Here is a 24,194-nt window from a genome sequence, read left to right as displayed (position 1 = left end):
CGCCCGCGGCGTCATGCCGTTCAGGGCAGGACGACCCGGTCGATCACGTGAATGACGCCGTTTTTGGCCGTGATGTCGAAGAGGCCGGCGCCGACCAGAATCTGCGCCGAGCGCCCGTTGGCGTCGATGAGCGCCGCGTTCTCGGCATCGACCTGGAGGCTGCCGCCCTGGAGGGTCGGGATCGACTCGGCGTGGAGGACGCGGTTGGAGAACCAGCGACCGCCGGTCACATGGTACAGGAGGACCGTGGTGAGCGTGGCGTCGTCGATATCGTCCAGGCTCTGCAGGCCCAGCTCATCCAGGAGGGCCAGGAAGGCGGCGTCGGTCGGGGCAAACACCGTTTTGGGCGTTTTTTCGAGGAACGGCGCGACGAGGTCGACGCGCGTAAGGGCGGCTAGCAGCACGGAAAACTCGCCGCTTTCGGCGTTGACGTCGAGGACGATTTCGGCGATGGTTTTCGAGGTGCGCTTGGAGTCGTCCTTGATCCGATCCCCGCTCGACGCGGAGGGGGTTGCCGGCGATTCGGTTTCGAGAACGCTGACCGGGTCGCTGCAGCCGATAAGAATGGTGAGCGTGAGGGCGAAGGTGAGAATGCGAGTCATCATGGTTGCGTGATCCGTGGTTTTCATGCGTACGTCTTCCTGTCCCGGCGCGTGGACGCCGGGCGGAGCGTATGCGGAGTTTGCGAAACGAAAAAAAGGGCTGCAAGGGAGAAGCGGTGCGCGCAGCCATATGGGGTACACGTGCCGCGGCGGAGGATGACCATGCCGGGCCGCGAGATTTTCCTGTCTGGGTTCAGGGTCTGAATTTGTACGCGACGAGGGCCGGATCCACAGCCACGCTCTCCGTCGCACCGCTATGAACCAGGCCGAAGCCCGACACATCCTCAACCTGTGCAAGACCCACAACCTGCCGCGCCCGCGGCGCGAGAACGCGCGCGCCGGCGAAGGCGTCTATCAACTCGTCTGGAAAACCCAGCGGCTCCAGGTGGCGTACATCGATTTCGACGCCTCGGTGCACTTCTGCCGTTCCATGTTCGAGGAGCGCAGAAGAGGGGGACGGACGCTTTGAGCCGCAAAATTTACATCTTTAACATGGCTTTATCGTCCGCTTAACCCCCCGCAGGAGCCGCGCGAATATCTTGTCGTAACACTGATTGGATTATTATCCCTTCCTATATCCTTATGCAAAGCTCCATGAACCGTCGGCTCGTACAGCCCCGACGTGCGGCGTCGCTCGCCGTTTCGACGCGGATGACGCCGGCGGTCCCCCGTATGGTATCCTTGCTGGCGCTCGTCGCCATGCTGTTGGCGGCCCTTATAGCGGCCGGCTGCGGCGATGGCGAGGCGGCCGGTCCATCTGGCCCCGGCGGTCCGGGAGGGCCCGGCGGTTTCGGTGGCTTCGGCGGGCCGGCGGTGACGCCGGCGGTCGAGGTCGTCCAGGCCCAGCTGGGTTCGCTGCCGCTTGAAGAACGCCTCGTAGGCACCGTTCGGGCCGACAACCAGGTCGAAATCTACCCGGAACTCACGGCTCCGATCGCCGAGGTGCTCGTCCGCACCGGCGACGTCGTGCGGAAGGGCCAGGTGCTCGTGCGCCTGGAGGCGCGGCAGTTCCGCGAGCAGCTCAATCAGGCGAAGGCGTCGCTCCGCATCGCCGAGGCCGACGCCAAGCAGGCGGAGGCCCGCATGCGCGAGCTGGTGCTGCAGCTGGAACGCACCGAGAGCCTCGCGGCCAAGGAGCTGGTGTCCGCGCTCGAATTCGAAACGCAGCGCGCGCAGACCGACGCCGCGCGTGCCAGCTACGAACGTTCGCTGGCCCAGGTGGATCAGGCGCGCGCCATCGTGGAAGAGCGGGAGACGAACCTGGCGCGTACGAACATTTTGTCGCCCATCAGCGGGCGCGTGGGTCTGAGCAATGCGGAGGTGGGCATGCGCGCCGCGGCCAACGAAGCATTGTTCACGATCGGCAACCTGGAACGGGTTCGCGTCGAAATCCCGCTGACCGAGAGCATGCTCGGCTACATCGAGACCGGCCAGACGGTGCGGATCTCCAGCGATAACTGGCCCGACACCGCCGTCGTGTGGAAACTCACCCGCATCTCGCCGTTTCTGGAGGATGTCTCGTTCAGCACGACGGCCGAGATCGAGGTGTCGAACGCCGGCGGACTCTTCAATCCCGGCATGTTCGTCAACGTGGACGTCTTCTACGGGGAAAGCCAGCAGGCCACCCTCGTCCCCAACAGCGCGCTGTACGAAGACCCGAACTCGGGTGTGATGGGCGTATTCGTCGCGACGACACTCGGCGTCGAAATGGAGGTGATCATGCCCGAATCGGAGAACGAGCCGGCGCCGCTATCCGAGCCTACGCCGCTCCAGTTCCACGCCGTGCAGGTGGTGGCGGAAGGGCACGATATCACGGGCATCAGCGGGATCGATCCGAATGCCTGGGTCGTGACGCTGGGGCAGCACCTGCTCCGCGGTGAAAAGCCGCAGGCCCGCGCACGCGCTACCACGTGGAAGCGGCTCGTGGCGCTCCAGAACCTCAAGCGCGAGGACCTGCTGGAGCAGTTCCTGGAAAAACAGCAGCAGGTAGCCAAGTCCGGCGGCATCTTCAAAAACAGCTCCCTCGAAACCTCTCCGTGAGGCGCGTCCCGCGCTCGCCGGACACCCCTCCTTTAGCCCGATACGTCCATGAGTTTTCTCACAGATACCTCGATCAGGCGGCCCATCGCTACGACGATGTTCTATCTGGTGGTCATCACCCTGGGCATGGTGGGCTTGCGCTACCTGCCCATCGACCTGCTGCCGAACATCGAGTTTACGCAGATCTCGGTGTCCACCAACTATCCCAACGTCGGCCCGGAAGAGATCGAGACGATCATCACGGACCGCGTCGAGAATGCGGTAGCGAGCGTTCCGAACATGGAACGGGTCACGTCGCGCTCGCAGGACGGTTCGAGCCGCGTGACGCTCGAGTTCTCGCGCGGCGTCGATCTGGCGGAAGCCTCGAACGACGTGCGCGACGCGCTCAACCGCGTCGTCAGCCAGCTTCCCCCGGAAGTGGATCCGCCGCGCCTCTTCAAGTTCGATCCGAACAGCTTCCCGATCATCATTATCGCCGCGAAATCGACGCGTCACCTCGAAGAGCTGACGCGCATCATCGAGCGCGACCTCGCCCAGCGCTTCGAGCGGATTCCCGGGGTGGGCTCGATCAATATCTTCGGCGGCATCTATCGCGAAATCCGCGTCGAGCTGGATCGCGAGCGGCTCAAGGCCAGCGGCCTGACTCCGCAGGACATCCAGCAGGCCATTTCGCGTGAAAACAGCACGCTTCCCGGGGGCAACCTGAAGTCGGGACTCAACGACCTCTACGTCCGCACCCGCGGCGAATACACGGAAGTAGGCCAGATCGCGCGGACCGTGGTACGCGTCGTCAACGGCAAGCCTATCCGCGTGCAGGACGTCGGCGAAGTGAAGGACGGCTTCGAGGACGCGTTCAGCCTGGTCGAACTCGACGACGTGCCGATGATCCGGTTCGCCGTCCAGAAGCAGTCCGGCGCCAACACGGTGGCCGTGGCGGAAGAGGTCAAGGCCGAACTGGAACGCATCAACAAGGAACGTACGGATATCCAGCTGACCGTCATCAGCGACCAGAGCACGTTCATCCAGCAGTCGATGGATAACGTGCAGAGCTCGGCGCTGTACGGGGCCTTCCTCGCGCTCTTCATCCTGTTCATCTTCCTGCGCAACGGGTCGACGACCTTCATCATCTCGCTCTCGATTCCGATCTCGGTGATCGCGACGTTCGGGCTGCTGTTCTTCAGCGGCATGACGCTCAACCAGATGACCTTCGGCGGTCTGGCGCTGGGCATCGGGATGATGGTGGACAACGCCATCGTGGTGCTGGAGAACATCGTCCGATTAAGGGAGACGGAGGGGGAGACGACGCACCGGGCGGCCCTGCACGGGACCAAACAGGTGACGGGCGCCATCATCGCGTCGACGCTCACGACCTGTGTGATCTTCCTGCCGCTGGCCTTCGCGACGACGACGTCGGGCGCGCTCTTCCAGTCGCTGGCGATCGTCATCGTGTTTTCCCTGATGTGTTCGCTCATGGTGGCGTTGAGCCTGGTACCGATGCTGAGCAGCCGGTTCCTGAAGGTCGGCCAGAAGGACAAGGACGCGAAGCCGTCGCGCATCGCGGCCTTCTTCCAGCGCGTCGAAACGGGATACGGCCGGCTGCTCCAGCGCGCCATCCATCGCCGCGGCCTCGTGTTCATCGCCGTGGGCATCATGCTGGTCCTGAGCGGCTATTTCTGGACCAGGATCCCGGTCGAGCTGGCGCCGCAGACCGATGCGGACGAGATCAGCGTCGACATGGAGATGGCCGAGGGGATGAATATCGCCGTCGTGCGTCAGTACCTCGACGAACTCGCGCTGGTGGTGAAGTCCGTGGTGCCGCCCGATCAGGTGAAGGAATTCACGACCGAGGTGCGCAACGGCGACGCGCAGGTGGAGATAACGCTCGTCGATGCCGCGCAGCGGCGGGTGAGCAGCCTCGAACTGGCCGACGAGATCCGTAACGCCGTCGCCGGCCTGATCCCCGGCGCCGAGATCCGCGTCCGGGCCCAGTCGGGTCTGTGGATCCTCAACCGGCTCTTCAGCTCCAGCGACGACGCGGAGGCGGTGCAGATCGAGCTCCGTGGGTACGACCTCGAGACCGCCAATGCCTTCGCCCGCACGATCCAGGAGCGCGTAGCCACGGTCCCCGGCGTCCGCGACGCCCGCGTCAGCCGGCGTGAAGGGCAGCCGGAAGAAAACCTGGTCTTCGACCGCGAGAAAATCGCCGACCTCGGCCTCTCCGTGCGCGACGTCGCGCTGGCCGTCCAGTCGAGCGTCGGCGGCGTCCTGGCCGGGCAGTTCCGGGTCCGGGGCGATGAGTTCCCCATCCGCGTGCGCCTTCGCCCGGAGGACCGCCTGACCACGATCGACCTGGACGACATCGGCGTGCGCACGCCGGCCGGCGAGATCGTGCCGGTCTCGGCGCTCACGCACCAGGAGAAAGGCCGTACGCCCACGACGATCAGCCGCATCAACGGGCAGCGCGTCACCTACGTAACGGCCAACCTCGAACAGGGCGTCCCGCTGGGCGATGCCGTCGAGCAGATCCGGAGCGACCTCGCGCAGCTCCCGTTCCCGGATGGCTTCTCCATCGTGTTCAGCGGCCAGTACGAAGAGCAGGAGAAGGCCGAGAAGGATTTCCTCCTGGCCATCATCATGGCGCTGGTCCTGATCTACATGGTCATGGCCGGCCAGTTCGAGCGCTTTCTCGATCCGCTTATCATCATGCTCTCCGTGCCGATCGCCATCGTGGGCGTGGTGCCGATGCTGATCCTCACGAACGACACGCTCAACATGCAGAGCATCATGGGGCTGGTGATGCTCATCGGTATCGTGGTGAACAACGCGATCGTGCTGGTGGACTACATCAACCTGTTGCGCAGGGAGCAGGATATGTCGATCGAGGAGGCCATCACCGAGGCCGGCCGGCTGCGGCTGCGGCCTATCCTGATGACCACCCTCACGACGGTGCTCGGCCTCGTTCCGATGGCGATGGGCATCGGCGCCGGCGCTGAAATCCAGGCGTCGCTGGCCCGCGTCGTCATCGGCGGCCTGTCGGCGTCGACGATGATCACCCTGATCCTCATCCCGCTCGCCTACATCAGCGCATACCGCGTCCGCGGGCGTGTTGCAACGCGGGTGCGAGCGCTCGTCGCCCGCTGGCGTCCGAGCTCCGGCACCCAGCCGGCGGTCCAGCCGGAGGGCTGATCGCCCCGCTTTTACTGCAAGATGCCTCCACGCAAGCCGGGGAGCTCACCGCCGAAGCGGTTGGGCTCCCCGGCTTGTTTCCGGGCGCCTCGCTTCGCCGGCTATTCGTAGCGCAGACTCTCGACAGGATCCGCCAGCGCCGCGCGCATCGCCTGCAGCCCGACCAGCGTCAGGGCGAGTCCCAGCGCCGCCAGCGCCGTCACCGCGAAAAGCCACCACGACAGCTCGATGCGGTAGGCGAAGTCGCTCAGCCAGTGCGCCATCACGAGGTACACGGCCGGTGTAGCGAGCAGGATGCCGGCTCCCACCAGGACGGCGAATTCGCGCGACAGGAGCATCACAAGCTGGGCGATCGACGCGCCGATGACTTTACGTATCCCGATCTCCTTGGTCCGGCGCGTAACGGAGAGCGCCGCGAGGCCGAGGAGGCCCAGACTGGCAATGAATACGGCGAAAAAGGCGGAATAACGGACGATCTGGCCCCAGCGGCGATCCTCCTGATACTGGGCCTCCATCTCGTCGTCGAGAAAACGGTACGCGAAGGGGATGTCCGGCGCCACGTTCTCCCAGGTGCGGCGCAGCAGGGCCATGCTTTCCGGGATGTCGCTCGGCGCAATGCGCACCAGCACGTACTGGTATCCCCATGACGGATCGAGCGTCATAACCATCGGGCCGACGGGTTTATAGAGCGACTGATGGTGAAAGTCGCGCACGACGCCCACGATGCGCGGGCCGCCTTCGGGATCGTCGCCCGGTGCGCCCGGGATCGGCTGGCCGATGGGGTCGGCGAGGTCGAAATCGCGGACGAGCGCTTCGTTGACGAGGATCGACGCGCCGGCGTCGGCGCCCCGCCGCGCATCGAAATTGCGGCCGGCCACCAGCTCCAGACCGAGAAAGTCGACGAAATTCGGCTCGACCTTAAACACGTTGAGCACGTGCCGCTTGCCCTTGTGCTGAAATGCCGTCCCCATCGTGCCCGTCTGTCCCAGCATGTTGCCCGTCGCCGTCACGCCCACGATCCGCGGCTCGCCGGCCAGCGCGTTGCGAAACCGATCGGCCACCTGCTCGCCATCGAGCCCTTCGAGCGGCAGAATGACGATCTGCTCTCGGTCGAATCCCAGCGCCAGCGACCGCGTGTAGGCCAGCTGGCGCGCCATGATCGTCGTGCTCGCGATGAGAAACATGGACAGGGCGAACTGCAACGCCACGAGCCCTTTCGTCAGGCCGTTGGAGCCGCTCAGGCGCAACCGGTTCGTGAGGGTCTCGATGGGCTGAAAGCCGGAGAGCACGAGCGCCGGATAACTCCCGGCGACGAGGCCGGTGAGCAGGACCAGCCCGACGAGCATCGCCGCGGTAGTCCCGTTGGCGATGAGATCGATTTCGAGCGTCTTCCCCGCGAGGTCGTTGAACGTGGGCAAAAACGCCGCGGCCAGCGCGAGCCCGCACACTAGCGCCGCCACGCTGAGCAGCAGCGCCTCGCCCCAGAACTGGGCGATCAGCTGTCCTCGCCGGGCGCCGACCACCTTCCGCAGCCCGATCTCCCTCGCCCGCCGCGTCGACCGCCCGATGGAGAGGGTGGTGAAATTGATGCAGGCGATCAACAGGACGGCCAGCGCGATGCTCGACAGGATGTACGAGTAGACCGGATCGCTGGCATCCGTCAGGTGCACGTCGGCGATCGGGCGCAGCCGGTAGGTTTGGACGACGCCCTCCTCCAGCCGGCCCTGCGCCTTCATCCGCGCAATGTCCTCCTGGTGGTAGGTCGCGTAGAACGCGGGCAGTTTCGCCTCGACCGCCGCGCGGTCGGCGCCGGCGTGCAGCAACACGTAGGTCTCTGGCGAGAAGAAATGCCAGTCGGTGGCCAATTCCCGATACATCTCGCTAAAGGTCGCAAGCGTCTCGAACGGCAGCACGATGCCGAACTGGATCGTAGAGTTTCCCGGCACGTCGCGCGCGACACCCGTGATCACGAAATCCTCGTACGTCTCATCCAGACGGATTTGGAGGGTGCGTCCCATGGGATCCGTGTCGCCAAAATACCGACGCGCAATGGACGCGGTGATGACGACGTTGCCCGGGTCGGCGAGTACGCCGGCCGGGTCGCCAGCGACGAGGGGAAAGCTGAAGACCTCGAAAAACGGCGCATCGGCGAAAAGGATCGGTTCGTCCACGGCATCGTTCGTCGCGCCGGCGGGGCGGGTGTAGGCGGTCCGCCGCTCGATCCGAACGAATTGCTCCACCTCAGGGATGTCCGCCTGGAGCGTCGGGCCGAGCACGCTGGGCAGCTCGATGGAGCCGTCGTCCATGCGGCCGTCGGGCTGGATCGCGGCATCCTGCACCCGGTAGATTCGATCACCGAGGCGGTGGAACCGGTCGTAGGTGAGTTCATCCCGGACAAAGAGAAAGATGAGGACGCAAAAGGCGATGCCCACGGCCAGTCCGAACACGTTGATGAACGCGTAGCCTTTCTCGCGGAGCACATTGCGCCAGGCGAGTTTGACGTAGTTTCTGAACATGGTGGCTCTCCAGGTCAGTTCGTGGATGAGTTCGCCTCGCCGGCGCCGCTTCCCCCAGTACACCTTCCGGTATTCCGTCTCCGCGGTTACATGATCCCCCATCTCGCGCAGCGCCTGGCGGTAGGCCGGCTCCAGGGCCAGGCCCCCGTCGACGAGGCTGGCCACCTGATCGCGCAGGTGCTGCTCCAGCTCGTCGAGGTCGTCGGCGGAAAAGGCCGGGTTGAAGGTGAGGCTCCGGCGCCAGGCCGCCAGGGCGTTCTCCAGGTCGAATCGGTATGCGGACATCGGCGTCGGGTGTTTCCGGAACCGTCAGGCCAGCTCGAGCCCGGGCGACGGATTCCACAACTGCATGAGCGCTTCATGGACGTCCATCCACAACTGCTTCTCGTGCTCCATCGCGCTACGCCCCTTCGGGGTGAGGGCGTAGTACTTGCGGCGCGGGCCGTCCGGCGAGATGCGCCACTCGCTCTGGAGCAACCCGTTGTTTTCCATCCCGTGGAGCACGGGGTAGAGCGTACTGGTCGTCCATTCGATCTGGCCGGCGGTCAGGGCTTTCACACGCTGGATGATGGCATACCCGTAATTCTCACCTTCGGCGAGGATCGAGAGCACGAACGGTTTGATGGATGCGGCGACGAGCGCGGTTGGGATCATGGCGTCAATGGAGGTATCTATGTCGTGTGAGGACGTAGTGTACGTCGCCATACGATATAGTGCAAGCCGGGTTACGGAATCGATCGGCAAAAACTTCGCTGCGGAGGCGGCGCGGTGTGTTGAGGCGCCGGGGCCGGCGTGTTATCTTGGGATATGGGCGCACTCCATCCCGACACGTTTGCCTTCCTGACCGACCTCGCGGCCCACAACGACCGCGACTGGTTCAACGCCAACAAATCGCGTTACGAAGCGGTCTGGGAGGCGTTTTCCGCCTTTGTCGAGGCGACCACGCGCCGCATCGCCGGCTTCGATCCCGGTGTGGAGGGGATGACGGCGAAGGACAGCCTGATGCGCATCTACCGCGACGTACGCTTTTCGAAGGAGAAGACCCCATATCAGACGCATCTGGGGGCGCACATCGTCGCCGGCGGGCGCAAGGCGCACGAGCGCGACCGCGCGGGCTATTTCATCCGGCTGGAGCCCGGCGCTTCGATCCTGGCGGGCGGGGCGCACCTGCCCCCGGGGCCCTGGGCGCAGGCCATCCGAACGCGTATCGACGAGGATCCGGACGCGCTGCGGGAGATCCTCGCCGCCGGCCCGTTTCGGGCGTATTTCGGGGAGATGGCCGGCGACCGCATGAAGTCGGCGCCGCGGGGGTACGCCAGGGATCATCCCGCCATCGATCTGCTCGGGATGAAGAGCTACCTGGCCGTCCACCAGGTGCCGGACGCCGTCGCGCTGGCCGACGACTTCGCCGAGCACGCCGGCCGGGTGTTCGAGGCGCTGGCGCCCTTCGACCGGTATCTCAACGGGGCCTAGAGGTCGCCGGTTCAGCCGGCGAGGAACTGGATGCACACCGGGGTGGGCGCCTCGGCCATGGCGACGCGTTCGAGCATCCCGCTTCGTCGGTCGATCGTGTAGCTGATGATCGTGTCCGTGTTCTGATTGGCCGCCAGGAGATGGGTGCCGCCCGGGGCGATGCAGAAATTGCGCGGCGTCTCGCCTTCCGTCGAGGCGTGGCCGACGGCCGTAAGCTGGCCGTTCGCGGCGTTGAATGCGAATGCGGCGATGCTGTTGTGGCCCCGGTTCGAGCCGTACACGAAGCGGCCGCTCGGCGCCACGTGGATGTCGGCGCAGGAGTTCGATCCGGTGAACCCTTCCGGCAGGGTGGAGACGGTATGCAGCTCCCGCAGCGCCCCCGTCGCGCGGTCATACGAGAGGGCGCTGAGCGTCGAGTTCAGCTCGTTGATCACAAACGCGAACCGCCCGGAAGGGTGGAAGTCGAAATGGCGCGGGCCGGCGCCGGGCGCGGTCTGGAGCGACGAGGTCGGTTCGGGGGAGAGGTTGCCCGACCGGGGATCCCAGCGGTAGACGACGACGCGGTCGATGCCCAGGTCCGCCGCGATGGCGAAGCGGTTGCGCGCGTCGAGATGGATGGAGTGGGCGTGCGGCCCCTCCTGACGGCTCGTATTGACGCTGCTGCCCTTGTGCTGCACCACCGTCGCCGGCGGCGCGAGCCGGCCGTCGCGGCCGACGGGCAAGACGGCCAGGTTGCCGCCGCTGTAGTTGGCCACCAGCACCCATCGGCCCGTTTGGTCCGTGATCAGATGGCACGGGTGCGCCCCGCGGCTTGGCTGCTGGTTCAGAAAGCGCAGATCGCCGGTGCGTCGGTCCACCGCGTACGCACTGACGGCGCCGCCGGGCGCGTCGTCGAAGGTAGCGAGTTCGTTGACGGCGTACAGGGTGCGACGGTTCGGGCTGAGCGCCAGAAACGACGGATCGGCGCTTTCGACGGCGAGCCGGATATCGGAGAGCGCGCCGCTGGCCGGATCGAACTGCGCCGTGTAGATGCCCTGGCTGGCCTTGCTCGTGTAGGTGCCGATGTATACCCGGTTGGCGCGGGCATGGGCGGCGAAGGCGGACGGGGCGAATGCGAGGGCGGCGCCGGCGCCGGCGAGGGTGTGCAGGAAGGCGCGGCGGGTTGAAGCGGACATGGCAGGGCGATTCGGCTTGCGAAAAACGGACGAAGCTCCAACGTACGAACGTCGAAACGATGCGTCAATCGGTCGGAAACGATATCTTGGAGACGTCCCCGGCGACGTTCCTCCCTGCCGTAATCGTCGCTTAACCTGTATGGCGTAGGATGCCGGCGCACGCCGTGGCCTTCATCCGCAACTTCCTATCGCGATGTTCTTCCGTTCCGCACCCGCTCTTCGATGCCTGAGCGCGCTCAGCGCCCTCGGCTTATCCGTCATCCTCCTGGCCGGTTGCGCCAAGCCGGCGGAGACCGCCCCGCGCAACGTCATCCTCCTGATCGGCGACGGAATGGGGCTGGCGCAAATCTCCACGCTATACTACAACGACACGGTGAAGCGCTCGGCATTCGAGCGGTTCGAGCGGTTCGGGTATATCAAGACCCAGCCGGCCGTCCAGAAAGTGACCGACTCGGCTGCCGGCGCGACGGCGTTTGCGTCGGGCGTCAAGACCTACAACGGGGCGATCGGCGTGGATGCCGATAGCAACAGCGTCGAGACCATCGTCGAGCGCGTGTCGAAAGAAGGACTGCTGACCGGCCTTGTGGCGACATCGTCGATCGTGCACGCGACGCCGGCGTGTTTCTTTGCCCACGTGCCGGCGCGAAGCAGCTACGAGGACATCGCGGCCCAGCTGCCCGAGTCGGGCGTCGACTTCTTTGCCGGCGGCGGCACCCAGTTCTTCGCGCGGCGGTCGGACGGCCGGAACGTGTTTCAGGCGCTGTCCGATGCCGGTTTTGTGATGGACTCGACGGCGCTCGCTACGGCGGCTCCTCTCGACAACGGGAAAAAATACGGCTTCCTGCTGGCCCCCGACGGCATGCCCCCCATGTCGGAAGGCCGCGGCTCGTTCCTGCTCGATGCCACGAACATGGCGATCGATTACCTCCGCGGCGGCAAGGAGGGCTTTTTCCTGATGGTGGAAGGGTCGCAGATCGACTGGGGCGGCCACGGCAACAACTACGCGTATCTCGCCTCGGAGATGGCCGACTTCAATACCGCCATCGGCGCCGCGCTCGACTTCGCGGCGCAGGACGGCCACACCCTCGTGATCGTGACCGCGGATCACGAAACGGGCGGTCTGGCGCTTTCCACGGGCGCGAGCTACAACGAGATGAAGGCTACGTTCTCCACCGGCGGGCATACGGGTACGCTGATTCCGGTATTCGCGTACGGCCCCGGATCGGATGCCTTTTCGGGCATCTACGAGAACAGCGACATCTTCCACAAGATCATCGCGGCGACCGGGTGGTGACCTGACACCCGTCGGCGCGTGACCTACACGCCGGCGCGACACTTCATGAATGGCTTTATCGGCTGTATCTTACAGGCTGCATGTTGCCTGCACGGGCATCATCTAGCGCAGGGTTCCTCACGGCAGTGGCAGAGCCGGGTGACTAATCTACGGACAGCATCCTGTTAGACCGATCGCGGTGGCCCGGTTCAGGTTGTGACGGGAGTACACCGCCCCGGCGTCTGGTCATCTTAAACGGAGGAAGCCATGTCAACTACACCCCAGGCGAAACGAGGCCTGCCTGCAGCGAATCGATTGATTCCGCATCTGTTGCTCGCGGCTCTTTTTAGCGCATTTGCGCTCCCCGTGCTCGCCCAAACCGGTTCCTATCCACCCCCGCCGCCCGACGACATCATTCGGACGGAGTTCGCGGCCAAGAACATGAAGGTCGACATGCTGAGCATGTACAACCTGAGCGGCATGAGCGAACAATGGTGGAAGGACCTCGCCGCCGCCATCGATACCAAACTCGTCGGCACCGACGCGGAGAAGGAAGATGGCATGCGGATGATCGTGTTTCTGGCTACGTATTATCCCGACAAAGCGGATTTCAGCCGGAACGCTACCGAGCTGTACAACATCTACCGGTTCGACGGCAAGGAAGAGTTCCGCGTCATGGCGCTTGCGGCCCTGTATGCGGAAGGGGATGATGCGGCGATGCGGCTGATCGCATACCATACTCCCTATGCCAAATCGGCCCCGTGGGAGTCGAACGATCTCGTGCGGCGCGTCACCGACGCGGCCATTGCGCGGCATTTCGGAACGCCGTCCGTCACCGTGGAACCGCCGACCATGATCAGAACGGCCCCGCCGAACTGATCCCCCCGGCATCGTACGAAGGGCGCCGCTCGAGGCGCATCAAGAGGCTCGCTCCGGCGGGCCTCTTCTTTTTTTGGGGGATGGACCGGACCCGGTCAGTCGAGCCGGATGCGCACGCCGATGCCCGCGCTCGCCTGCGGCTTGAAAACGCCGTTCGCGACGGGGACCTCGACGGATACCCATTTCGGTGTGCGGACGAACGAGCCGACGACCACACCCACCGCGCCGCCGGCGACCATGCCGAACGTGATCCCCAGTGCGGCGGGATAACCCCGGTCGAACACGCAGAACGCGTGTTCGTCGCAGCCCTCGCTGCGCGAATAGGCCGCGATACCGACGCCGAGCATGCCGGCCGCCGCCCCCAGCGCCGCGCCGCGCCAGGTGTTGCGCTGCGTGCCCCGGCTTACGTCGAGTTGCAGGATCGCCTGCGCCGGTATGCGGAGCGAGGCGCCGCGCCGGGCAATGGACAGGACGTCGTCGTGGAAGCGCTCAAAGTCCCCCGTGAACGGCGTGCGCGGGGTCCACGCCAGTTGCACCTCCACCGGCGTCGCCAGGGTGACGCGGACGCGCTCGCCGGCGCGCAGTTCGTAGACCGTCTGCGCGCGCAGCGCCGGCGCCAGCCCGAGGAAAAGAAGCAGGTAAAGCGGTGATAGACGTGCCATCGTGACCTCCGCATATGGACAAATTCGCGCTACAACGTACGCAGATCGACCTGTCGCGGCGGCGAGGACGCGACGGGAATGGATGCCGGGCGACATCCTACAGCGACTCCGGCGGCAAAAAAACGCGCGACCGATTTAAGAAGAGACGGCGATCTCGTAAGTTCATGCGCGAACACCCACCAACCCCGCACCCTCTATGGCTACCCCGAATGCCGCGTTCGACTATATCGTGGTCGGCGCCGGCGCCGCCGGCTGCGCCGTCGCGCATCGTCTCAGTGAAGACCCCCACGTCAAGGTGGCGCTGCTCGAAGCGGGACCTCCGGACCGGTCGCCGCTGATCCATATGCCGGCCGGGTTCACCAAGCTCGTCGGGCAAAAGGTGAACTGGGGGTTCTCAACCGTCCCGCAGCAGCATGTCGACAACCGCGAGATGCATTACCCGCAGGGGCGCACCCTGGGCGGAAGCACGTCGATCAACGCCATGATCTACATCCGCGGTCACCGCCTCGATTACGACGAATGGCGGGATCTCGGCAACGAAGGATGGGGATACGACGACGTGCTGCCCTACTTCAAACGGTCCGAAAACAACGAGCGATTCGTCAACGAATACCATGGCGTCGGCGGGCCGGTCAACGTGGCGGACCAGATTCAGTCTAACCTGCTCACCCGCGCCTTCGTGCGGGCCGCGCAGGAGATCGGCATCCCCTATACGCCCGACCACAACGGCGCTCAGCAGGAAGGGGTCAGCTATTACCAGGTCACGCAGCGCAACGTGCGCCGCGAAAGCGCCGCGACGGCCTACATCCACAGCGTGAGGCATCGAAAGAACCTCACCGTGATCACCGATGCCTGGGCGTCGAAGGTGCTGGTCGAAAACGGCCGGGCCGTGGGGGTCGAGTACCTCCAGGCGCGCAAAAACCGGGTGACGCTTCGCGCGAACGCGGAGGTGGTCCTCAGCGGCGGCGCCGTCAATTCCCCGAAGCTGCTGCTGCTCTCCGGCATCGGGCCGGCGGACGAACTGCGGCGGCTGGGCATCGATGTGGCGCACGACCTGCCCGGTGTCGGGAAAAACTTCCAGGACCACATGGATGTCTACATCGCGGCGGAAGCGAGCCAGCCGGTGAGTTATAACGGAGAGGATCGGTGGGACCGGGCCGTCCGGCACGGCATCCAGTACCTGCTGTACAAGACGGGTCCGGTGACGGCCTGCGTGGCCGAGGCCGGCATCTTCCTCAAGAGCAGCGAGGACGTCCGCTCGCCCGACATCCAGATCCACTGCCTGCCGGCGTATGTCGTTGACCACGGGCGGATGCGGATCAAGGGGCACGGCGTGACGATCAACACCTGCAACCTGCGGCCGAAGAGCATCGGCTCGGTGACGCTCCGCTCGACGAACCCGCTCGACGCGCCGGCGATCGACCCGAACTTCCTGGACGATCCGTACGACTGGAAGATCTCCATCGAGGGATTCAAATGGGGGCGCCGGCTGCTGGCGTCGGAGGCCTTCCGGCCGCTGATCAAGCGCGAATACCTCCCCGGGCCATCGACGCAGAGCGACGAGGAGATCAAGGCCTACATCCGGAAATGGTCGAAGACCGACTACCACCCGGTCGGCTCGTGCAAGATGGGAAGCGACGACATGGCGGTGGTGGACACCCAGCTCCGCGTCCGCGGCGTCGAGGCGCTCCGGGTGATCGATGCCTCGATCATGCCCACCCTCATCAGCGGCAACACCCAGGCGCCGTCCATCATGATCGGCGAAAAGGGGGCGGCGATCATGAAAGCGGGAAGGGTTGTTTGAGTGTAAATCGCAAAATGTATATCGCAAAATGAAAGGTCTTTGCGGCAGCGTGCAGTAGCCTAAAAAGCAAATTGGGTGACGCGACCTGGCCGCGAGCACCCAATTTGCCTTTTGCGATGTACGATTTACGATCGAATCACATCGTGCCGATGTTGATCCCCACCATCTTCGTTTCCCACTTCATAACCAGGGTCGCTGATTTTTCGCTCACGTTTTCGAACGTGTAGCTCAGCCATTCCTGGTTCGGGATGGTTTCGGCTTTCACCTTCACTTCGAGCACCTTGTTGGCCTCGTCGTACATCGTGCCCCAGCGGACGGGCTTGGCGAAGATGGCGCCCCATTCGCCGTTCTCGGCAAGGCGGAAAAAGAGGTTATAGGTGCCGGCCACGAGGTGCTGGCCTTCGACCATGATGTCGTTCTCGAACGTCAGGGTGGTGGGCTCGTTCGCGCCGGCGCGCCAGACCTTGCCGTATGCCTCGAGACCGCCGAAGATCTGGCGTCCCTTGACGCCGGGACGGCCGTATTCGACGTTGATGACGGTTGTGCCAATGGTTTGCGACACGGACGCGTTCGGGCTCGGGCGGGGTTTGCTGTTGTCGCGCTGTGCGTTGGCCGGCTGGGCGGCGAGCACGATGAGGACGAGCGCAAGGAGGCCGGTAAGGCTATTAAAAAACGTCTTTCGCATGGTTGCTATGAAGGTATAGGATAAGGTACGCGTGGAAGATCGCGACGCACAACGATTGCGCGAACGGCGAGTCATGTGGGATCGTACGAGGGGCAAGCACGAAAAAAGCGGTTTCAGGTTCCAGCAGCGGGGTTCGACTTTACAATTCGTCGCCTTGCCCGCCGGCGTCTACAGCTCGCGTTCCGCGATGTCTGCGCGGACGATGAGCGCGAACAGCGGGTCGTCCGGACCCGACCCTCGAAAGGCCTCGAGCGCTTCCATCGATTCCCATTCCTCGAAGATGTTCACGCGGTCGGGATCGACCGGATCGGGCGACACGGCAAAGTCGCGGCATCCGGGCGTCTGGCGGGCGGCGACGACGGCGGCCGTGGATCGGGTGACGAAGGCATCCCGCTGCCCGGTCTGGATGTAGAGCTTGCCGGAAACGATGATCATGAAACGGCCCGTGGTGGATGGTTCTACGTGATCAGGCATTCGGCCAGAGGCCGAGGAGTTGTCGGAGCAGCACCAGTTGACCGACGTGGTACGCGTTGTGATCGGCGACGAGGAGCAGTTCGCGAAGATAGGTCTGCCCCGCCCCGTGGGGGATGGGGGCGAAGAGGTCGATCGCGGGGTCGGCGGCGAGCGCTTTCATGGCGGCGCGGTCGGCCCGGTACGCCGCGACGCTGGTTTCCCACGCCGCATCGTTCGCCGGCGCCGGCTCGGCCGGCCAGTAGTCCGCCGGCCAGTTCGGCTGCGTGTAGGCGGGGTTGCGGCAGAAGTCGAGGATGTCCCACTGGGCGATGCGCAGGTGTTCAAGCAATTCCCAGGCGGAATGCGGGGCGCCTTCGACGCGCACGCCCCGGAAGGCGGGCGGGATGCCGGCGACGGCGGCGTCGAACGAGACATGGGCGTCCTGCCAGTCGAGGAGGCGGACGAGGTGGTCGCGGAGGGTGGCGTCGGACATGGGCGAGTGTGGGTCAGGGGGTGAGTTGGACGTCGAACGCATTCGAGCGTCGCAGCGAATCCGGCAGGGGGCATCCGACCTCGTCGCGGCAACGGCTGACGTCGTAATAGAGTCGGAACCGGCCCTCGAGCCGTCCCAGAGGGGTTCCGCCCGACCACGCGTTGGGGCCGACAAGGTGCAGCGTGTCCGTGCGCGCGCCGCGCGGACGGATCGCGATCGGGTGATCGTGTCCCGCACAGGCCCAGGCGGTATTGTACGCCGCGCCCCCGTCGTCCGCCGGCTCGATCAATTCGATGCCGTAGATGGGATGCAGGTCGTCCGGGCGACAGCGGGCGAGGTAAACCCAGTGCCGGTTCCGGTTCTCGATCCGGGTAACGAGGGTGAATCCGTACCGCTGTGTCCCGGGCTCCCGCTGGGCGGTGTACTGGGTCCGATCCGTCTGGATGGTCACATGAATCGGCGTTGTGTCATGATCTGGCAGGAAGGAGCAGCCTGCGAGCAGGAGGGCGAGGGCGGCGAGGCGCATGGATCTCCCGGTGGTTATGCCAACATGGCGATGATAGATGATACAACGTCCGTGGGCCCGCCGTGTTTGGGGCCCTCGCATGCGTTGATACATGCCGGCGCCTATCCGGCGCTATTCCCGCCAGTATTCCGGCCTATCGAGGCATGCCGCGCAGGCGACCCGGCCCCGGACGTCGGCGTTTCCGAGCCGGCGTACCATCCAGGCTTCTTCCGGGTCGATCGGATAGGGCGGGAGCAAGCCGCGGGGTACCGCCGGCTCGAAGCCGGATCCGGTGTAATAGTCCGGATGGCCGAGCACGAAGACGAGTTGTATCCCCGATCGGGTCAGCCGCTCGATGCCGGCCTGGATGAGTGCGCGACCGATGCCGCGCCGCTGGTGCGCCGGCACGACGGCCATCGGCGCGAGGAGCGCCGCCGGGACATCGCTCGCGGTTTCGCGAAGCGTCGCCTTCGTGAACAGGATATGGCCGGCGGGGCGGCCGTCCACGTAGGCCAGCAGGGAAAGACAGGGCGCGGCGGTCGGGTCCTGCAGCAGGGCGGCCGTCAGGCGCGCCTCGTCCTCCTGGCCGAACGCGGCGCGCTCGACCGAGAGGACGTCCGAGAGATCGGCGTCAGTAGCTTCGACGATGTTCATGGCTGGGTAGGGGTCGGGTTACTCCATGGGCTGTCCGCCTTCCGGGCTGCGTCGCCGCATCGGGTCATTTGAGCCGGCGGACGCCCCGTATCCGGACGGGCTCCGTCAGCATCTGGCTCGAATCGGGCCGGCTCTGGATGTCGCGAACCACATCCATCCCTTCGACGACGACGCCGAAGGCGGCAAATCCCTGCCCGTCCGGGTTGCGCCGGCCCCCGAAGTCCAGCTCGGGCTGGTCGCCGATGCAGATAAAAAACTCCGAACTCGCCGATCCCGGCTCGCTCCGGGCCATCGAAAACGTGCCGTCCAGATGCCGAAGCCCTGTTTTTGCGGTCGTTTCGTGGGGGATGGGCGCGAGGCGGAGGTCGCTCTCGGCGAACCCGATGCCGCCCTGGATGACTTCGATCTTCACCTCGTTGTTCGGCTGGTTGTCCATCCGCACGGTGCGGTAAAACGAGGCACTGCTGAACCGTCCTTCGTCGACATACCGAAGGAAGTTGGCGGCGGTGATCGGGGCGTTTCGGGTATCGACCTGGACGACGATGGCGCCGCGATCGGTCTGGATGAGTACGCTCGGATCGGCCCCGTGCTTCAGGCCCTGCCCGAAGCATGCCGAGAGTCCGACGGCGCAACAACATAGCGCTGTCCAGCGCCAGAACGCTTTGGGCTCGCGGTTTGGCATGCGTGTGTTCGGTTGGATGGGTGAGGTGGTCGAATGCGCCGGTGTCGAAGGTGCGGGAACGGGTAATCTAAGTCCTGCGCCATTGCAATAGATCCGCGATCCTCCGCGTCGATGGCGTGTAGGGATGGGTGAATGCCCGGTCGATCAATCGTTCCACGGTCTGCCGGTAGATGCGATCGGCTTTCCTGATTTCGGCCATGTGCGCGGATACATTGTTTTGGCTCTTGAGCACGCCGTGCTCAAAAACGAGCTCCACCACCGATTTGTACTGCCAGTACGTGGCCAACTCCCTATTTCCGTAGTCCTTTTGCAGGAACTCATCAATGAGCAACACGCTGCCCGTGTATTCGATAGCCATGTTCAAGCCCTGGTAGTGGTTATTCCAGGACCTCATTTTGTCCGTGGGATAGGTCGGCGACACGCCCATGAAGACGGGCCCCTTTTTATCGAGCCATTGGCCGGTGGATGGACTGGGGTCTATCAGATGTACGAACAGGGTGTCGAGAACGAGGCGCGACCGTTTCAGGGCGTACAGGGCCACATACCCACGCCAGCAAAACGTGCCGGCCATGACGGGCTTTTCGCCCAGGGACTCGATCGGAACCGGATTGGCGGCGCTCCATGATTCGATCTCGTACGTTTTTCTCTTATATCGAAAGGTGTCCCTGACTTGCATGGTCATAGGCCCGGCCCTCCAGCAAAGGTGCGCGTGGAACGATGGCTTGCTCGGTGCAAGATATGACTGTATAAGCAGTGTCAGTATACCTGCGTTTCCGCAATGGGCTCCGTGCGTCGTGTGGTCGGTGGATGCCGGACCCGCGCGACCCGGGTTCCGGACACCTTGTGCGGGTTCGGCTCCCGGATCGCAGGCCGGCGGTAATGTGCAGGAAGCACCTGGGTGTTAGCGCAGCACCTTGAACGCGTGCGCCCAGTCGTTGCGAACGAAGCCCGGAATGCACCAGAGGATGCACAGCGGTTCGATGGCGCGCGCCGCCTCGACGGGGCCCATGTCTTCCGCATCCCACCCGAAGGCATCGAGGATGCCGGTGACTTCCGTTTTGGCGCCCGCGTCGTTGCCGCAGATGAACATGGTCGGGCGGGACTCGAGCTGCGGGTCGACCATCAGCGCGGCCCCCACGCAGCTGAATGCCTTCACGAAGTGGGCCTCGGGGAACGCGCGCTGGAGCCGTTCCATCAACGAGTCGTCCAGCGTGGTGAAGAACGAGAGGACGCCGTGCGTCGGCGGCTTCTCGGCAATCGGGTTGGTGGCGTCGGCGATCGTCTTCCCTTTCAGGTTTGCCGCGCCGGCCGCGGTCAGCGCCGCCTCGGCCGCCGTGCCTTTGGTGGCCAGCACCACGAGGTCGCCAAACGCCGCGACCTCGTCGAACGTCCCGACGCGGACGCCCGGATGCTGCGCCGCCCAGTCCGACAGCTTCGCCGGCGTGCGGCTGCCGATCATCACGTCATGGCCGTGTTGGAGGAAGCCGGCGGCCAGCGTCTTGCCGACCGTTCCGGAGCCGAGGATGCCAATGTTCGTTTTCATAGGTGTTATTATTGTTTGTGCATACAAATGATGGATACCGAATGTCCGGGAATCGAGCGGAGCGAGCGGGATGTGCCGCGTCGTCCGCCGGCTCAGGTGGCGTCTTCCACCCGGGCCGTCGCCTCGGTGAGCCGCGCCGCGAGTTCGGCGGCCGGCGCCTGGCCCAGCAGGTCGCCGTAGCGCACGTACAGCGCGTTCCAGGCCTCGCGAAGCGGCGCGTCGAGCGCCAGGGCGGCCTCCGTAGGGAAAACGCGCGACGCCCGGCCGTCCGACCGGCGCTCCACCAGCTTCTTCGACTCCAGTTTCTCGACCAGCCGGGTGACGGTCGAGGGCTGGAGCTGCATGATGCGGGCCAGTTCGCCCGGCTGGATGCCCGGCTCCTTGTTGACCGCAAGCAGCAGCAGCGCATGCGACGGGGCGAGGCCGACCGCGCTGAACGCGTCCTCTGCCAGCCGCGTCATCGCCCGCGCGAACGCGTTCGCGGAATAATAGAGGCAGTTGCAGTAGAGCGATTTCGATTCGGACATGACGCAATATACTCCGTATGCTTGTACATGCAAATATAAAAGCCGATTTTCCTGGCATCGGGCCGGCTTTCGTATGACGGAGCCTGCGAAACGAATCAAGAACAACCTGCTCGTGGTGCGTATCGACCCACTTCGGATACGCCACGCAAGGACCGGGTGGGCAACGCGGAGATCGGGCTCGATAGTCCATTTGGGCGTACATTGTGACGAGCCGTATCTTCAGAGCCGATCCACGATCGGTCGATCTGCACTGCAAGCCACAGAGTTTTCCATGCATTCACTGTTCCATTTGCGCGCAACGCTGGTTGCCATCGTGTTGTGCGTCGTTCAACTCGTCGTCTCGTTGGGGTTTGGTTTCGATGTGTTTGAAGCCTTCCTGGCCTTTCTGGCTCGTTTCGAGCCCTTCGAGCTGGACGAGATTTTTGTAGGTCTGGTAGTCGTCCTGATCGGGGCGCTCTGGGATCTGACCGTGCTTCGCACCCGCGAGCGGCGGGAGCGGGAGTTCGAGAAGCAGCGCATCAAGGCGCTGCAGGCCACGATGGTCAACGCGACGGAGATCGTGAACCTGCTGGTGGCGAGCGTGAAGCTGTTTCGCTACGAGGCGGAGGCCACCGGCGAGGTCTCGTCGACGGACATTGCCCGGCTGGACGCGGCGATCGGCCGCACGCACGATCAGCTCGACGCGCTGCGCAACGTGAAGTCGGTGCGCGACCTCAAGTCGCTGCAGCGGCTGAGCCAGGCGCTGCCCGGGGGATCCAACTGATCGCCGGCATCCTTTTTCCTCCAGTCCGGGTTCAGCGTGTCTGAGGCATCTCCTGGTTTGTTCGATGGCGTTCACCGCCGGCGCAATGCGCTGACGGGCGAATGGGTGCTGGTATCGCCCCACCGGGGTAAACGGCCGTGGCAGGGGCAGGTGGAAGAGGTGCCGGCGGACGAGCGCCCGACCTACGACCCGGGATGTTATCTCTGCCCGGGCAATACCCGGGCGGGCGGCGAGACCAATCCCCGGTATGGCGATACGTTCGTGTTCGAAAACGATTTCGCGGCGCTGCAACCGGGCACGCCGGCGTGGGCATCCGATGATCCGCTCCTTCGGGCCGAATCGGAAAGCGGCCGGTGCCGGGTGATTTGCTTTTCTCCCCGTCACGATCTGACCCTGCCCGAGCTGGATGTGGCGGACATCCGCCGCGTGGTGGAGGTGTGGGTCGACGAATACACGCGGCTCGGCGCCGACCCCGACATCGGATATGTCCAGATCTTTGAGAACAAGGGGGCGATGATGGGGTGCAGCAACCCCCATCCGCACGGGCAGATCTGGGCGGAGCGCCGGGTGCCGGTGGAGCCGGCGAAGGAGAGCGTCCAGCAGCTGCAGCATTTCTCGGCGCACGGGTCGACGCTCCTCGGCGACTACCTGGCTACGGAGCGCCGGCTCGGCGACCGCCTCGTTTGCGAAAACGAACACTTCACCGTGCTGGTCCCGTACTGGGCGTTCTGGCCGTTCGAAACGCTGGTCGTCGCGCGCCGGCCCGTGCCCGACCTCGCGCGGCTCACCGCCGACGAACGCGCGGCCCTGGCCGACATCCTCAAGCGGCTGACGACGCGGTACGACAACCTGTTCAGGGTATCGTTTCCCTACTCCGCCGGGATCCATCAGGCGCCCACCGACGGCCGGCCGCACCCCGAGTGGCATCTTCACCTTCATTTTTACCCGCCGCTGCTCCGCTCGGCGACGGTCAAGAAGTTTATGGTCGGCTACGAGATGCTCGGCAATCCGCAACGCGACATCCTGCCCGAGGCCAGCGCCGAACACCTCCGCGCGATGAGCGAGACGCATTACAAGCCATCCCATTGATATGCCAGAGACGATCCTCACCCGGATGCGGGACGCCTGGACCGGCGCGTTCGGAGACCGTCTGCCGACGGTGTGCGTGCGCGCGCCCGGCCGCGTCAACCTGATCGGCGACCACACCGACTACAACGACGGCTTCGTGCTGCCCGTCACGCTCGAGCACGCCGTCTATGCGCTCGCGGCGCCGCGGAACGACCGTTCGGTGCGCCTCTTCTCGATGAATTTCGACGAGATGGCCGAATTCGACCTCGACGACGCCGGCCGGCAGGGGGCCTCGTGGCGCGACTATGTGGGGGGGGTGACGGCGGAGGTGCACGCCCGCCGGCCGCTGCCGCACGGGTTTGACGCGGTGATCTTCGGCGACGTGCCGCTGGGGTCGGGCCTCAGTTCGTCGGCGGCCATCGAGGTGGCTTCCTTGCTCATGCTGCAGGAGCTGTTCGGGCTGGATATCGAACCCGTGGAGGGGGCGCTGCTCTGCCAGCACGTCGAGCACCGGTGGATCGGGCTCCAGTGCGGGATCATGGACCAGTTTGCCTCGCGCCTCGGCCGCGCCGGCCACGCGCTGTTTCTCGATTGCCGCTCGCTGCAGTATCTGGAAATCCCGATGGTGCTGGGCGACGCCGCGTTGCTGATCGTCGACAGCAAGGCGCCCCGTTCGCTGGCGTCGTCGAAATACAACGAGCGGCGTGGCGAATGCGAGGCCGGCGTGGAGATCCTCCGTCGGTCCGACCCGGCGATCGCATCGCTGCGCGACGTAACGACGGGCGTGCTCGAGGCGAACGAGGCCGCGATGCCCGCCGGCGTTTACCGCCGCTGCCGGCACGTGGTCACCGAAAACGCGCGGGTGGAAGAGGCCGCCATGGCGTTGCGATCGGGCGACCTCAAGCGCCTCGGCGCGCTCATGAGTGCTTCCCACGCCAGCCTGCGCGACGACTACGCCGTGAGCAGCGCGCCGCTGGACCGGATCGTCGACTCGGCGCTGGCCACGGAAGGGGTGTACGGGGCGCGGCTTACCGGAGCGGGGTTTGGCGGGTGCGTCGTGGCGCTCGTCGATCAGGAATGGGCGCCGGTGATCCGGGAGCGCATCGACACCGACTACCGGGCGATGTTTGCGATCGCGCCGGCGTTTTACGAGGTGCGGGAGAATGTGGAGGCGGGGGTAGTTAACCTTTGAGTGCCTGCCGCGAGCGCCC

At 65.1% G+C, this 24,194-nt stretch carries 24 protein-coding genes; 10 read left to right on the top strand and 14 right to left on the bottom strand.

Going from position 1 to position 24,194, the window contains the following annotated elements; translation table 11 throughout:
* Positions 1-20: 20 nt before the first annotated feature.
* Positions 21-605 carry a fasciclin domain-containing protein gene (locus R2834_02650; protein ID MEZ4699204.1) on the bottom strand — a complete coding sequence of 195 codons (585 nt, stop codon included), beginning with the start codon at positions 603-605 and terminating at the stop codon, positions 21-23.
* A gap of 253 nt (positions 606-858) precedes the next feature.
* On the opposite strand from R2834_02650, the gene R2834_02645 reads away from it, so the two are divergent.
* From R2834_02645 to R2834_02635, 3 genes are all read left to right on the top strand, one after another.
* Positions 859-1,071 carry a hypothetical protein gene (locus R2834_02645; protein MEZ4699203.1) on the top strand — a complete coding sequence of 71 codons (213 nt, stop codon included), beginning with the start codon at positions 859-861 and terminating at the stop codon, positions 1,069-1,071.
* Positions 1,072-1,196: 125 nt separating this feature from the next.
* On the top strand, positions 1,197-2,642 hold the full coding sequence (locus R2834_02640) for an efflux RND transporter periplasmic adaptor subunit (GenBank protein MEZ4699202.1): 1,446 nt from the start codon (positions 1,197-1,199) through the stop codon (positions 2,640-2,642).
* Between the two features lie 48 nt (positions 2,643-2,690).
* Positions 2,691-5,828 carry an efflux RND transporter permease subunit gene (locus R2834_02635; GenBank protein MEZ4699201.1) on the top strand — a complete coding sequence of 1,046 codons (3,138 nt, stop codon included), beginning with the start codon at positions 2,691-2,693 and terminating at the stop codon, positions 5,826-5,828.
* Between the two features lie 101 nt (positions 5,829-5,929).
* Here the strand turns inward: R2834_02635 and R2834_02630 are convergent, their stop codons facing one another.
* Together R2834_02630 and R2834_02625 are read right to left on the bottom strand one after the other, a co-directional pair.
* Entirely contained in the window at positions 5,930-8,629 is a 2,700-nt protein-coding gene (locus R2834_02630) for an ABC transporter permease (GenBank protein MEZ4699200.1), read from the bottom strand.
* Positions 8,630-8,653: 24 nt separating this feature from the next.
* Positions 8,654-8,998: a PadR family transcriptional regulator gene (locus R2834_02625; protein ID MEZ4699199.1), complete on the bottom strand. Its 345-nt coding sequence runs from the start codon at positions 8,996-8,998 to the stop codon at positions 8,654-8,656.
* A 153-nt stretch (positions 8,999-9,151) separates the two neighbouring features.
* Between R2834_02625 and R2834_02620 the strand changes: the two genes are divergently transcribed.
* Positions 9,152-9,817: a DUF2461 domain-containing protein gene (locus R2834_02620; protein ID MEZ4699198.1), complete on the top strand. Its 666-nt coding sequence runs from the start codon at positions 9,152-9,154 to the stop codon at positions 9,815-9,817.
* Positions 9,818-9,828: 11 nt separating this feature from the next.
* On the opposite strand, the gene R2834_02615 is transcribed toward R2834_02620, so the two are convergent.
* Positions 9,829-10,992: a lactonase family protein gene (locus R2834_02615; GenBank protein MEZ4699197.1), complete on the bottom strand. Its 1,164-nt coding sequence runs from the start codon at positions 10,990-10,992 to the stop codon at positions 9,829-9,831.
* Positions 10,993-11,185: 193 nt separating this feature from the next.
* Here R2834_02615 and R2834_02610 point away from each other — a divergent pair, with 193 nt between their 5' ends.
* Complete coding sequence (locus tag R2834_02610; GenBank protein MEZ4699196.1) at positions 11,186-12,286, top strand: alkaline phosphatase; 1,101 nt, start codon at positions 11,186-11,188, stop codon at positions 12,284-12,286.
* A gap of 246 nt (positions 12,287-12,532) precedes the next feature.
* Positions 12,533-13,144 (top strand): hypothetical protein, encoded by a 612-nt coding sequence (locus tag R2834_02605; protein MEZ4699195.1) that lies wholly within the window; start codon positions 12,533-12,535, stop codon positions 13,142-13,144.
* A 95-nt stretch (positions 13,145-13,239) separates the two neighbouring features.
* On the opposite strand, the gene R2834_02600 is transcribed toward R2834_02605, so the two are convergent.
* Positions 13,240-13,806 carry a hypothetical protein gene (locus tag R2834_02600; GenBank protein ID MEZ4699194.1) on the bottom strand — a complete coding sequence of 189 codons (567 nt, stop codon included), beginning with the start codon at positions 13,804-13,806 and terminating at the stop codon, positions 13,240-13,242.
* 196 nt (positions 13,807-14,002) lie between these two features.
* Here R2834_02600 and R2834_02595 point away from each other — a divergent pair, with 196 nt between their 5' ends.
* A complete protein-coding gene (locus R2834_02595) occupies positions 14,003-15,610 on the top strand; it encodes a choline dehydrogenase (protein ID MEZ4699193.1) in 1,608 nt (535 codons plus the stop codon).
* A 136-nt stretch (positions 15,611-15,746) separates the two neighbouring features.
* Here R2834_02595 and R2834_02590 read toward each other — a convergent pair whose 3' ends face one another.
* The 9 genes from R2834_02590 to R2834_02550 form a co-directional block, all read right to left on the bottom strand.
* Complete coding sequence (locus R2834_02590; GenBank protein ID MEZ4699192.1) at positions 15,747-16,295, bottom strand: DUF2911 domain-containing protein; 549 nt, start codon at positions 16,293-16,295, stop codon at positions 15,747-15,749.
* Positions 16,296-16,463: 168 nt separating this feature from the next.
* The gene (locus tag R2834_02585) at positions 16,464-16,730 is read right to left on the bottom strand and encodes an antibiotic biosynthesis monooxygenase family protein (GenBank protein ID MEZ4699191.1); all 267 of its coding nucleotides are present in this window, start codon (positions 16,728-16,730) and stop codon (positions 16,464-16,466) included.
* Positions 16,731-16,761: 31 nt separating this feature from the next.
* The gene (locus R2834_02580) at positions 16,762-17,241 is read right to left on the bottom strand and encodes a DinB family protein (GenBank protein MEZ4699190.1); all 480 of its coding nucleotides are present in this window, start codon (positions 17,239-17,241) and stop codon (positions 16,762-16,764) included.
* Positions 17,242-17,254: 13 nt separating this feature from the next.
* Positions 17,255-17,767 carry a hypothetical protein gene (locus R2834_02575; GenBank protein ID MEZ4699189.1) on the bottom strand — a complete coding sequence of 171 codons (513 nt, stop codon included), beginning with the start codon at positions 17,765-17,767 and terminating at the stop codon, positions 17,255-17,257.
* A 111-nt stretch (positions 17,768-17,878) separates the two neighbouring features.
* Positions 17,879-18,400: an N-acetyltransferase gene (locus R2834_02570; GenBank protein MEZ4699188.1), complete on the bottom strand. Its 522-nt coding sequence runs from the start codon at positions 18,398-18,400 to the stop codon at positions 17,879-17,881.
* A gap of 64 nt (positions 18,401-18,464) precedes the next feature.
* Positions 18,465-19,082, bottom strand: coding sequence for a peptidylprolyl isomerase (locus R2834_02565; GenBank protein ID MEZ4699187.1), 618 nt, complete (start codon positions 19,080-19,082; stop codon positions 18,465-18,467).
* Positions 19,083-19,149: 67 nt separating this feature from the next.
* Complete coding sequence (locus R2834_02560; protein MEZ4699186.1) at positions 19,150-19,764, bottom strand: hypothetical protein; 615 nt, start codon at positions 19,762-19,764, stop codon at positions 19,150-19,152.
* 219 nt (positions 19,765-19,983) lie between these two features.
* Positions 19,984-20,625, bottom strand: a complete 642-nt coding sequence (locus R2834_02555; GenBank protein ID MEZ4699185.1) for an NAD(P)-binding domain-containing protein — start codon at positions 20,623-20,625, stop codon at positions 19,984-19,986.
* 92 nt (positions 20,626-20,717) lie between these two features.
* A complete protein-coding gene (locus R2834_02550; GenBank protein ID MEZ4699184.1) occupies positions 20,718-21,152 on the bottom strand; it encodes a MarR family transcriptional regulator in 435 nt (144 codons plus the stop codon).
* Positions 21,153-21,423: 271 nt separating this feature from the next.
* Between R2834_02550 and R2834_02545 the strand changes: the two genes are divergently transcribed.
* The 3 genes from R2834_02545 to galK are packed head-to-tail and all read left to right on the top strand — an operon-like array spanning position 21,424 to position 24,175.
* Entirely contained in the window at positions 21,424-21,915 is a 492-nt protein-coding gene (locus R2834_02545) for a hypothetical protein (protein MEZ4699183.1), read from the top strand.
* Positions 21,916-21,951: 36 nt separating this feature from the next.
* The gene (locus R2834_02540; GenBank protein MEZ4699182.1) at positions 21,952-23,004 is read left to right on the top strand and encodes a UDP-glucose--hexose-1-phosphate uridylyltransferase; all 1,053 of its coding nucleotides are present in this window, start codon (positions 21,952-21,954) and stop codon (positions 23,002-23,004) included.
* Position 23,005: 1 nt separating this feature from the next.
* A complete protein-coding gene (gene galK / locus R2834_02535) occupies positions 23,006-24,175 on the top strand; it encodes a galactokinase (GenBank protein MEZ4699181.1) in 1,170 nt (389 codons plus the stop codon).
* Positions 24,176-24,194 lie beyond the last annotated feature (19 nt).

It is taken from the genome of Rhodothermales bacterium, from assembly GCA_041391505.1.
Taxonomy (GTDB): Bacteria; Bacteroidota; Rhodothermia; order Rhodothermales; family JAHQVL01; genus JAWKNW01.
This window is presented reverse-complemented; position numbering and strand designations above follow the sequence as displayed.